Genomic DNA, 9,210 nt, shown 5'->3' with positions numbered 1-9,210 from the left:
CCGGCGGGCCACTTAGTTGGTGGGGCCGCCGCCGCCCGTCGGGATCGAACTGACGCGGCCGATATTCCCGAAAATCTCCTGGAACAGGCCGGTATCGCGGCCGAAGACGGGCGTCTCGTCGCTCGAGGGGTCGAAATAGGCAACCTGATCCATGCCCTCGCGCGATTCGACCGCAGCGACATTGCCCTGGGGATCGAAGCGGACGAGCGTCACATTCTGGCCCGTCGTCGTGGGCGGAAGGAAGGCAAGCTGTTCGGTATTGCGCGACACATAATACCAGATGCTGTCGTCCCACTGCGACTGGAAGGTGGGCCGTCCGAGCGTCCGTTCGACCGATTCGCGGTTGTCCACGCCCGGAGCGATAGCCGAAATCAGCTCGTTATCGCGGACATAGCCCTGATTGTCGCGGATACGCGCACAGCCGGAAAGCGTAAGAGAGGCAGCGACCGTAAGGAGAAGAAGGTTCGCGCCGCCGAGAGAAGTCTTGATGGAGTTCATGCGGGTTCACTATGCGGTGTCGAAAGGTCCGGCAAGCGTGCCGGGAGGCGTCTATAATGTATCTCGTAGCCTTAAGCGAAACTGAAGGGACCCACCTCCTTGTCACGGTTCAGGATTCCCTTCCTCTCTCGACGTAAGCCGAACGAGATCGCGGAGGCCGCCGCTGCGCTGTACCGGGATGTCGTCGAGAAGGCGCGCCGTCCCGAATGGTATCGGGAGGGTAATGTGCCCGATACCGTCGACGGCCGCTTCGACATGGTCGCGCTGATGCTGAGCCTGCTTCTCCTGCGGCTGGAAACGATAGAAGGCCGCAGCAGCCACCGGCTCGGCGTCCTCCTGACGGAACGCTTCGTCGACGACATGGATTCGTCTTTGAGGACGATCGGAATCGGAGATATGGCCATCGGCAAACAAGTGGGACGCACCCTGTCGGCACTGGGCGGGCGCCTCGGCGCCTATCGCGACGCCTTCCGGCAGGGCACGGGCCTGCGGCGCGCTCTGAACCGCAATGTCTATCGCGGCGAGGCCGATGCCGAGACGCTTGAGTGGATGGCCGAACGCGTGCGCGAAGAGGTTCTGCGGCTGGGCCAGATTTCCGATCAGGCATTTCTGTCGGGAGAGGCGGCATGAGCGCTGCTGAATTTTCGCGGATCGTCAGGGTGGACGAGGTTCGCGGCGGTCTCGCGAAAAGTATCGAGGCCACCGAGACCGAACGCAAGGCTCTCGCCCGCCGTTTCGATCTTATCCGGATCGAGTCGCTGGGCGCGAGCCTCGAACTGGCGCAAAAGGCGGAGGGCGTCGAGGTCCGCGGCACCGTCTACGGAGAGGCCGTGGCTTCCTGTGTGGTGTCCGCAGAGGAAGTAGCCCAGTCGATCGAGGAACGCGTCGACATCCTGCTGGTCGAAGGTCTTCCGGACATCCCCGGTGACGATGAGCTGGAACTCGGCGAAGTCGATCTCGACCGGTTACCCCTGGAAGGTGGGCGCATAGATTTGGGCGAGATTGCGGCCATGACCTTTGCGCTTGGCCTCGATCCCTATCCGCGCGCCGCCGAAACGACGCTGGCCGAAGCGCGTCGGCATCTCATGACCGAAGAAGAGGCCGCGGCGCAGGAAGAGGCGGACCGCATGTCCGCCTCGCCATTTTCGAAACTGAAGAACTGAGGCCATGGGCCGGCCCCCCGGGCCGGTCCTGCCCCAAGTGCTCAGAACGGGACGTCGTCGTCCAGCTCGTCGTCATATGTCGGCCTTTGCGGACGCGATCCGCCGCCGCCACCGGATCCGCCGCCATAGGACGAGTCGCCGCCATAGCCGCCGCCCGACCCACCGGATCCGCCGCCATAACCACCGCCCGATCCGCCGCCGCCATCACGGCTGTCCAGCATCTGCAGTTCGCCGCGATAGGATTGCAGTACGACCTCGGTCGAGTAGCGGTCCTGGCCGTTCTGATCCTGCCATTTGCGGGTCTGCAACTCGCCCTCGACGTAGATCTTCATGCCCTTTTTCAGATAGTCGCGCGCCACCTTCACCAGGTTTTCGTTGAAGATGGCTACGGAGTGCCACTGGGTATTCTCGCGGCGTTCGCCGCTCTGGCGGTCGCGCCAGGTGCGCGAGGTCGCGATGCGCAGGTTGCACACCTCCCCGCCATTCGCGAACGAGCGGAATTCGGGATCCTGCCCGAGATTTCCGATAAGCATGACCTTGTTGAGCGAGCCGGCCATAAGTCCCCTTCAAAATTATGTCAGCCAAGCAGAGCGCTGGCGATCCAATAGGTGAGTCCGGCACCGACATAGGCCATCGCGAACAGGTATGCGAACATGAAAACCGGCCAGCGCCACGAGTTGGTTTCGCGTCGCGTAACCGCAAAGGTCGAGATGCACTGCGGCGCGAAGACGAACCAGGCCAGGAAGGCAAGCGCAGTCGGAAGCGACCATGAGGCCCCCAGCCGGCTGGCAAGCTGTCCCTCCAGCACTTCCTCGTCCTCCGAATCGATGGCGTACACCGTGCCGAGTGCCGCGACTGCGACTTCCCGCGCCGCCATGGCGGGTACCAGCGCAATGGCGATGTCCCGGTTGAAGCCGATCGGGCTGACCACCGTTTCGATGCCGCTGCCGATCCGCCCGGCGAGAGAATAGTCGACCTGGCTTTCGCCTTCCGGGGCCACGGGATAGCTTGCGAACAGCCACAGGACGACCGTTGCCGCCAGGATGATGGTGCCTGCTCGGCGCAGGAAGGCATAGGCACGCTGCCAGATGCCGATCATCAGGTCGCGCAGCGCCGGCACCTGATATTTCGGCATTTCCATCATGAAGCCGGTCCCCGTGCCGCGGGTGACTGTCCGCCGCAGCGCGAGCGCGGCGACAAGCGCTCCGACGATGCCGAAGGCGTAGAGGCCGAACAGGACGAGGCCCTGCAGTCCGAAGGGTCCGACATTCGTGCTGGGAATGAAGGCCGCGATGATCACCGCATAGACCGGCAGCCGCGCGGAACAGGTCATCAGCGGTGCGATCATGATCGTCGTCATCCGGTCTTTCGGATCGGCGATGGTGCGCGTCGCCATGATCCCCGGAATGGCGCAGGCAAAGCTGGAGAGGAGCGGAATGAAGGACCGGCCGGACAGGCCGACGCTCGCCATCAGCTTGTCCATCAGAAAGGCTGCCCGGACCATGTAGCCGGACTGTTCGAGGACAAGGATGAAGGCGAACAGGATCACGATTTGCGGCAGGAAGATGATCACCGCGCCGACACCCGCCAGCAGACCCTCGATGATGAAGTCCCTGATGACGCCTGGCGGCATCAGGTCGACGGTCAGGTTCTGAAGCGCAGCGATCCCGCCATCGATCCAGTCCTGCGGCGCGCTGGCCCAGGCGAACACGGCCTGGAACATCAGGAACAGAATGGCTGCGAGGATCAGCGGGCCGGCAAGGGGGTGCAGGAACAGCCTGTCGAGGCGGCGGGTGAAGCCGCCGGCTTGGTTGCCGCCACTGACAACCGCATTGGCGATGTCCCGCGCCCGCCGCTGAAGCGCGCGCGTATCGAGCTGCGGCAGAGACGCTTTTTGGGCATCGCCGAGCAAAGGCAGCACGGTATCGGCAAGCCCTTCGAGGCCCCGGCGGCGTACGGCGACGGTTTCGACGACCGGAATGCCGAGTTCGCGCTCGAGTGCGGCCCTGTCGATCGTGAGACCGTCGCGCTGCGCGAGGTCCATCATGTTGAGCGCTACGACGACGGGCCGGCCGAGCTGAACGAGCTCGAGAACGAAGCGAAGCTGGTTGGACAGGTTCGTCGCATCGACGACGGCAATGACCGCGCGCGGTTCCGCCTCACCTTCCTGCCGACCCAGAAGAACGTCCCGCGTGACCATCTCGTCGGGTGAGCGGGGGTCGAGGCTATAAGCGCCGGGCAGGTCGATCAGGTCGGCGGAGGACCCGTCGGGAAGGCGCAGGACGCCGACTTTCCGTTCGACCGTGACGCCCGGATAGTTCGCCACTTTCTGCCGCGCGCCGGTGAGTGCGTTGAACAGGCTGGTCTTGCCGGCGTTCGGATTTCCGACGAGGGCGACCGCCGGGGCCGCGGCGACACTGGACATGGGCTGGCCTACTCCGCAGCCTGGGGGGTGAGTTCGGCTCCCTCGCGAATCGACACGGTTATATGCGCCGCCATGCTGCGACGCAGAGCAACGGACGCATTGCCGACCCGTACGGCGACGGGATCGGCGCCGAATGCGGCGCGGTGCAGCAACTCCACCTCGACGCCTTCGTCGAAGCCGTGCTCGCGCAGGCGCTTTTCGTCGGCCGGGGCGGCGTCGATGGTGTCGATGACGGCGCGAACGCCCGGTCGAAGGTCGCAGATCAGCATGCTGGGTTCCCGAGGGTTATTGCGAACCGTTAGCAGGCGAAGTGCAGGATTCCTAGGGGTTGCAAGCCAACGACTGCGAGGTTCCGGGATCAGACGCCTGGGTAGCGTAGCCGGCCGAGGAAACGGATGGGATTGGGAAGGTTCCCGCGTGCCTTCCGTATCTCGGCCTTCGCCTTTTCGATCTTCATGACATCGTCGATCCGGCGGTCCAGGAAGGCGCGTGTCTCGGCAAACTCTTCGCTGTCATCCTGCAGCCAGTAGATCAGCGTCGAGGAATAGACGCCGGATAGGGTCGCGCGTTTGGTATAGTGGTTCAGGTCCGTCGCCGTGTCGCCGGCCGCGCGCCACATCCGGTCGGCGGTGCGCCAAAGGCTGCGGGCAGCGTAAGCGGCATTCTGTGGGCGGCCGAGAATTTTCAGGGCTTCCCGCACGGCTTCGCGGTACGGGGCGGCCTGCTCCAGGCGGATCTCGACGCCGCGGCGGATGCGGTCGCGGATTTTCATGTCTGCCACCCCCTCGCGCGCCATGGCCTCCACCATGTCGGCGTCGGACAGCTCGACCCAACCCTCGATCATGTCGCGCTCGCGCCGCGGGAAACAGAGGCGTGCGCGCTCGGCAGGAACGCCGAGACGCTCGGCCGCCGCTTCGGCAGCCCTGATCGTCCAGCCGTCGAACGCGATGTCCGGCAACATTTCGCGCACCAGAACAGGCCGCAGCTCGTCGAGCGTCATCTCGGATGGCGTCATCTCGGACGGCGGCAGGTCGGTCTGCGGCACCGACGACGGAGATTTTCCGGGCTCGGGAGTGTCGTTGCTGTTCATTGCCGTCACACTGCGCCTTGCGGCGCCGGTGTGCAAGGCGGCGCGGCGACCCGCCACGCCGGACTTCACTCCGGGTGAGGGGGCTGGAAGCTCTTCCGTGCCAGGCCCTTGTCTGCCCGCGTTCGCCGGTTAAGATGTTGCTCTCTTCAGGCATCGCTGATAAAGACGCGCCGTTTTCGCCGTGCAGCCCTGTCTGCGCGGCCAATATGCATTGTGCTTATAATTTCTGACTGGAGTGACGGAACCCGCATGCAAATCATCGTTCGTGACAATAATGTCGACCAGGCGCTGCGCGCGCTCAAGAAGAAGCTGCAGCGTGAAGGCGTCTACCGCGAGATGAAGCTGCGCCGTCATTACGAAAAGCCCTCCGAGAAGCGTGCCCGCGAGCGTGCCGCCGCGATCCGCCGCGCGCGCAAGCTGGAGCGGAAGCGGATGGAGCGCGACGGGATCCGCTAAGCGCGGCATCTCCGCTTTCCTATTCCCTTTCGACCCTTTAGGCGGGGCTCATGGCCAAGCGTTCTACCATTACCGATCCGATGCCCGGCTCCGAAGTGCGTCAGCAGGGCATTGCCTTCTGGCTCGTATTGCTGCTGGTCGCGGTCGTCGCGATGGGCGCCTTTTCCTTCATCGGGACGGCGCATCTGCGCATGATCGAGACCGAAAGCGGCCTGCGTTATCAGGTCCTGCGAGAAGGCGAGGGGGAAACACCGGGTCCGAACGACCAGGTCCTCGTCCACTATGAGGGATCGCTGGAGGACGGGACGGTATTCGACTCCAGCTATCAGCGCGGTTCTCCTTCGGTCTTCGGCGTGAGCCAAGTGATCCCGGGCTGGACCGAGGGGCTTCAGCTCATGAAGCCCGGTTCGCGCTACCGGTTTCAGGTGCCGTCGGACCTTGCCTACGGCGCCGAGGGGGCTGCCGACGGCTACATTCCGCCGAACAGCGACCTGACTTTCGACGTCGAACTGCTTGACGTGGGACAGGCCGGCCCGCGCGGCTGACCTGCCGGCCCGGTGACCGCTCCGCTTCTGGCGTGCGAGGGGCTCGCTGCCGAACGGGGCTCCCGGACGCTGTTCACCGAAATCGGCGTCTCGCTTGCTCCGGGTGAGGTCGTCCGCCTGACCGGTCCGAACGGCAGCGGAAAATCGACGCTGCTCCGTATTTTGGCCGGATTGCTGCCCCCGTCGGCGGGGGAGGTGCGGCGAAACGGGAAACTCTCTTATCTCGGCCATGCGAATGGCTTCGACGCGCAGCGGTCTCTGGGCGCCGAGTTTCGATTCTGGGGCGCCGACCTCGCCGCGCTCGGCCGCTTCGGCCTCTCCGCGCTGGTGGACCTTCCCATGCGCTCGCTATCTCAGGGCCAGCAGCGCCGCGCCGCCCTGGCGCGCCTCGCGGCAAGCGGCGCCGGCATCTGGCTCCTCGATGAGCCCGGTGCCGGCCTCGACGATGCCAATCTCTCCAATCTCGACCGGGTGATTGCGGACCATGCAGAGGCCGGCGGCGCTGCCCTGATCGCGACGCACCGGGAAACCCGCTTCGCCGAGAGCAAGATTCTCGATCTGGGCGCAAGAGCATGACGGGCCTTGCGCTCTTTCGCAGGCATATACGTCCCGGCGATGCGTTTCTCCCGGTCGCCTTCTTCCTGTTAGTGCTCATTGTCGCGACGTTTGCGGGAGGGCCGGACCGGGACCTGCTTGAGCGGACGGGACCGGCAACCGTATGGACGGGGACCCTGCTCGCCTTTCTCCTTCCCGTGGCCACCCTGTTCAGGGCCGATGTCGATTCGGGTGTTCTCGACCAGCTGCGGATATCCGGTTTGGCCTGCGAGACGATAGCGCTCGTCCGCATCGCCGCTTTATGGGTCAGCGTCGGGATTCCGCTCGTCTTTGCGTCGCTGGCGGGGGCCGTGCTCCTCTATGCCGACCCGGCTGCATTGCTGCTGCCGCTCCTCCTCGGAACGATCGCTCTCGCCGCACTCGGCGTGACAGGCGGCGCGCTCGTGGCGGGGGCGCGGCAGGGCGAGGCGGTCGCCACGCTTGTCCTCCTGCCGCTTGCGGTCCCGGTCCTCATCTTTGGCGTCGCAGGGGAGCTGCGCCTGCTCGGCGCCGCGACACTATTCCTGTTGTTCACATGTCCGTTGGCGGCGGGGCCGGCCCTGCGCCTCACTAGCTGACGAGGCGTTCCAATTCGCTCAGCAGCGTCTCGGTCTGGCAGGGTTTGTTGCACACCGGCGCCTTGGCATATTGCTGTTGCAGCGTGCGGCTGTCGCCGTGACCGGTGTGGAACAGGAAGGGGACGCCCTTGGCGGAAAGCACTTCCGCGATGGGGAAAACCTCTTCGCCCTGCAGATTGATGTCCAGAATGGCGCCGTCGAATTCCTCGGCGGAATTCTCCGCGATCGAGAGGCCCTCCGCAAGGCGGGTGATAGGGCCATGGACCTTCGCACCCTGCATTTCGAGCGCGGTTTCGATATCGAGGGCGATCAGCACTTCGTCTTCCACGACCAGGATATGACGACCCGTCAGTCCGGCGTGTGTTTTCTCGGGCATGGCGCGACTTTGCAACTAACTGTGGTCAACATCATATGTTCGGGAATGGCAAAGGTTCCCAGAATGCAAGGCTTCGCGGGCGTGGCTCGCGAACATGCTGGTCTTTGAAGGGCGACTGGCCTAGCCGCAACCCATGCTGAAATCGCTTTACCGCTGGACGCTCGAGAAGGCGGCAAATCCGTTGGCGGAGCGCTGGCTCGCGCTTGTGTCGTTCCTGGAATCGAGTGTGTTCCCGATCCCGCCCGACGTCATGCTGGTGCCCATGGCGCTGGCGAGGCCGCACCGTGCCTTGAGGCTGGCCGGAATTTGCACCTTTGCGTCCGTTTGCGGCGCGGCCCTGGGCTGGATCATCGGCGCCAGCTTCTTCGAGGTGATCGGTGCACCCATCGTCTCCTTCTATGGAGCCGAGGACAAATTCGCGGAAATCCAGGCTGCATTCAACGAGGAGGGCGTGGCAATCGTCCTCCTGGCCGGATTCACTCCCATTCCGTTCAAGGTGATCACGATTGCCAGCGGCATGACCGGCATGTCGATCTATTCCATGTTGGCAGCCAGTATCGTTGGACGGGGCGCCCGCTTTTTCCTGCTCGCCGGACTGCTCAAATTGTTCGGAGAACCGGTGAAGCGGCTGATCGACCGCCATTTCGGCCTGATCACCATCCTCGTCGCCTTGCTTATCGTCGCGGGCTTCGCGGCGATTCACTACCTCCTGTAGCGGAACCGCGGCCCGCCGCCGGGCTTTGCATATCCAGACAAGGAGGTTGTTCATGCTTGGGAAATTCATCGGGGCGACGATTGGCCGAAAGGTCGCACGGCAGGTCGGAACGGCTGTCGGCGGTCCTGCCGGTGCGGCGATCGGCTATGGCCTTGCCTCACGCAGGTTTCGCAAGCTTGCGCTCGGCGGTCTGGCCGTCGTGGGCGGACTGGCGGCGGTTCGCTCGCTGAAGGACGGGCCGTTGTCGAAATACATCCCCGGCGGCAAAGCCGAGGATTCGGGCGTCGGCGATCTGCCCGAGACCAACAAGGATCCGCTGCCGGCTTACGCGCCCCATAGCTGAGGGCGCGTGTCGCGCTAGGCTGTAGCGGGCGGTTCGCCGAGGGCCTTGCGGACGATGTCGCGGGCGACGCGGACGGGCCGATGCGAATCCGCATCGACGCTGCACCAAGTGCTCTCGACTTCGGCCAGTACTTCCTCGCCGCGTCTTATGATGGTCCGATAGAAGGCGCGCACGCCCTTCACCTTCTGCAGCATGACGGACGCAGTAAGCTGGTCTTCAAGAAAGGCGGCCTTGCGGTAGGTGATCTCATGCTTCAGCGCGACCCAGAGATAGCGCGCTTGCGCCGCTTCTGGAGCGATGCGCTTCCAATGGCTGATCACCGCTTCCTGCACCCAGTTCAGGTAAACGGCATTGTTCACATGACCCATATGGTCGATATGCGCTTCTTCGATATCGAGCGGGTGATCGAGTTGAAACGCGGTCATAC

Annotated in this window: 15 protein-coding genes; 8 read left to right on the top strand and 7 right to left on the bottom strand. The window is 64.3% G+C overall.

Features of this window, described 5'->3' with window-relative positions; all coding sequences use genetic code 11:
* Positions 1–12 precede the first annotated feature (12 nt).
* Positions 13–498: an outer membrane protein assembly factor BamE gene (locus KCN53_RS11590; protein WP_088712293.1), complete on the bottom strand. Its 486-nt coding sequence runs from the start codon at positions 496–498 to the stop codon at positions 13–15.
* A 99-nt stretch (positions 499–597) separates the two neighbouring features.
* On the opposite strand from KCN53_RS11590, the gene KCN53_RS11585 reads away from it, so the two are divergent.
* Both KCN53_RS11585 and KCN53_RS11580 read left to right on the top strand, forming a co-directional pair.
* Positions 598–1,128 (top strand): ubiquinol-cytochrome C chaperone family protein, encoded by a 531-nt coding sequence (locus KCN53_RS11585; protein ID WP_088712294.1) that lies wholly within the window; start codon positions 598–600, stop codon positions 1,126–1,128.
* Positions 1,125–1,661 (top strand): YceD family protein, encoded by a 537-nt coding sequence (locus KCN53_RS11580; RefSeq protein ID WP_088712295.1) that lies wholly within the window; start codon positions 1,125–1,127, stop codon positions 1,659–1,661. Before KCN53_RS11585 ends, KCN53_RS11580 begins: the two co-directional genes overlap by 4 nt.
* 41 nt (positions 1,662–1,702) lie before the next feature.
* Here KCN53_RS11580 and ssb read toward each other — a convergent pair whose 3' ends face one another.
* The 4 genes from ssb to KCN53_RS11560 all read right to left on the bottom strand — a co-directional run bounded on the left by ssb (position 1,703) and on the right by KCN53_RS11560 (position 5,176).
* The gene (ssb, locus tag KCN53_RS11575; RefSeq protein ID WP_088712296.1) at positions 1,703–2,218 is read right to left on the bottom strand and encodes a single-stranded DNA-binding protein; all 516 of its coding nucleotides are present in this window, start codon (positions 2,216–2,218) and stop codon (positions 1,703–1,705) included.
* 20 nt (positions 2,219–2,238) lie between these two features.
* Complete coding sequence (gene feoB / locus KCN53_RS11570) at positions 2,239–4,086, bottom strand: ferrous iron transporter B (protein WP_088712297.1); 1,848 nt, start codon at positions 4,084–4,086, stop codon at positions 2,239–2,241.
* Between the two features lie 8 nt (positions 4,087–4,094).
* Positions 4,095–4,355: a FeoA family protein gene (locus tag KCN53_RS11565; protein WP_088712298.1), complete on the bottom strand. Its 261-nt coding sequence runs from the start codon at positions 4,353–4,355 to the stop codon at positions 4,095–4,097.
* Between the two features lie 89 nt (positions 4,356–4,444).
* Positions 4,445–5,176, bottom strand: coding sequence for a COQ9 family protein (locus KCN53_RS11560; RefSeq protein WP_317988421.1), 732 nt, complete (start codon positions 5,174–5,176; stop codon positions 4,445–4,447).
* Positions 5,177–5,425: 249 nt separating this feature from the next.
* On the opposite strand from KCN53_RS11560, the gene rpsU reads away from it, so the two are divergent.
* The 4 genes from rpsU to KCN53_RS11540 are packed head-to-tail and all read left to right on the top strand — an operon-like array spanning position 5,426 to position 7,349.
* Positions 5,426–5,632 (top strand): 30S ribosomal protein S21, encoded by a 207-nt coding sequence (gene rpsU, locus KCN53_RS11555; RefSeq protein ID WP_008603513.1) that lies wholly within the window; start codon positions 5,426–5,428, stop codon positions 5,630–5,632.
* Between the two features lie 50 nt (positions 5,633–5,682).
* Positions 5,683–6,177 carry an FKBP-type peptidyl-prolyl cis-trans isomerase gene (locus tag KCN53_RS11550; protein ID WP_088712299.1) on the top strand — a complete coding sequence of 165 codons (495 nt, stop codon included), beginning with the start codon at positions 5,683–5,685 and terminating at the stop codon, positions 6,175–6,177.
* Between the two features lie 12 nt (positions 6,178–6,189).
* Positions 6,190–6,753 (top strand): heme ABC exporter ATP-binding protein CcmA, encoded by a 564-nt coding sequence (ccmA, locus tag KCN53_RS11545; RefSeq protein WP_088712300.1) that lies wholly within the window; start codon positions 6,190–6,192, stop codon positions 6,751–6,753.
* Positions 6,750–7,349: a heme exporter protein CcmB gene (locus KCN53_RS11540; RefSeq protein WP_088712301.1), complete on the top strand. Its 600-nt coding sequence runs from the start codon at positions 6,750–6,752 to the stop codon at positions 7,347–7,349. Before ccmA ends, KCN53_RS11540 begins: the two co-directional genes overlap by 4 nt.
* Here KCN53_RS11540 and KCN53_RS11535 read toward each other — a convergent pair.
* A complete protein-coding gene (locus KCN53_RS11535) occupies positions 7,342–7,725 on the bottom strand; it encodes a response regulator (protein WP_088712302.1) in 384 nt (127 codons plus the stop codon). The two genes, KCN53_RS11540 and KCN53_RS11535, sit on opposite strands and share 8 nt — an antisense overlap.
* 133 nt (positions 7,726–7,858) lie before the next feature.
* Here KCN53_RS11535 and KCN53_RS11530 point away from each other — a divergent pair, with 133 nt between their 5' ends.
* Positions 7,859–8,440 (top strand): YqaA family protein, encoded by a 582-nt coding sequence (locus KCN53_RS11530; RefSeq protein WP_088712303.1) that lies wholly within the window; start codon positions 7,859–7,861, stop codon positions 8,438–8,440.
* Between the two features lie 52 nt (positions 8,441–8,492).
* Positions 8,493–8,783, top strand: coding sequence for a hypothetical protein (locus KCN53_RS11525; protein ID WP_088712304.1), 291 nt, complete (start codon positions 8,493–8,495; stop codon positions 8,781–8,783).
* 14 nt (positions 8,784–8,797) lie between these two features.
* Here the strand turns inward: KCN53_RS11525 and KCN53_RS11520 are convergent, their stop codons facing one another.
* Complete coding sequence (locus tag KCN53_RS11520) at positions 8,798–9,208, bottom strand: acyl-CoA thioesterase (protein ID WP_088712305.1); 411 nt, start codon at positions 9,206–9,208, stop codon at positions 8,798–8,800.
* Positions 9,209–9,210: the final 2 nt, after the last annotated feature.

Source organism: Pacificimonas aurantium, assembly GCF_020092905.1.
GTDB classification, from domain to species: Bacteria; Pseudomonadota; Alphaproteobacteria; order Sphingomonadales; family Sphingomonadaceae; genus Pacificimonas; species Pacificimonas aurantium.
The sequence above is the reverse complement of the archived record's forward strand: the minus strand, read 5'-3'. Positions and strand labels throughout refer to the sequence as shown.

Excerpts from the sequence above, each read along its gene's own strand:
- ssb (WP_088712296.1), bottom strand. The coding sequence starts at position 2,218 with ATGGCCGGCTCGCTCAACAAGGTCATGCTTATCGGAAATCTCGGGCAG.
- KCN53_RS11530 (WP_088712303.1), top strand. The coding sequence starts at position 7,859 with ATGCTGAAATCGCTTTACCGCTGGACGCTCGAGAAGGCGGCAAATCCG.
- KCN53_RS11590 (WP_088712293.1), bottom strand. The coding sequence starts at position 498 with ATGAACTCCATCAAGACTTCTCTCGGCGGCGCGAACCTTCTTCTCCTT.
- KCN53_RS11550 (WP_088712299.1), top strand. The coding sequence starts at position 5,683 with ATGGCCAAGCGTTCTACCATTACCGATCCGATGCCCGGCTCCGAAGTG.
- KCN53_RS11560 (WP_317988421.1), bottom strand. The coding sequence starts at position 5,176 with ATGAACAGCAACGACACTCCCGAGCCCGGAAAATCTCCGTCGTCGGTG.
- KCN53_RS11535 (WP_088712302.1), bottom strand. The coding sequence starts at position 7,725 with ATGCCCGAGAAAACACACGCCGGACTGACGGGTCGTCATATCCTGGTC.
- rpsU (WP_008603513.1), top strand. The coding sequence starts at position 5,426 with ATGCAAATCATCGTTCGTGACAATAATGTCGACCAGGCGCTGCGCGCG.
- KCN53_RS11580 (WP_088712295.1), top strand. The coding sequence starts at position 1,125 with ATGAGCGCTGCTGAATTTTCGCGGATCGTCAGGGTGGACGAGGTTCGC.
- KCN53_RS11565 (WP_088712298.1), bottom strand. The coding sequence starts at position 4,355 with ATGCTGATCTGCGACCTTCGACCGGGCGTTCGCGCCGTCATCGACACC.
- KCN53_RS11525 (WP_088712304.1), top strand. The coding sequence starts at position 8,493 with ATGCTTGGGAAATTCATCGGGGCGACGATTGGCCGAAAGGTCGCACGG.
- KCN53_RS11520 (WP_088712305.1), bottom strand. The coding sequence starts at position 9,208 with ATGACCGCGTTTCAACTCGATCACCCGCTCGATATCGAAGAAGCGCAT.
- feoB (WP_088712297.1), bottom strand. The coding sequence starts at position 4,086 with ATGTCCAGTGTCGCCGCGGCCCCGGCGGTCGCCCTCGTCGGAAATCCG.
- KCN53_RS11540 (WP_088712301.1), top strand. The coding sequence starts at position 6,750 with ATGACGGGCCTTGCGCTCTTTCGCAGGCATATACGTCCCGGCGATGCG.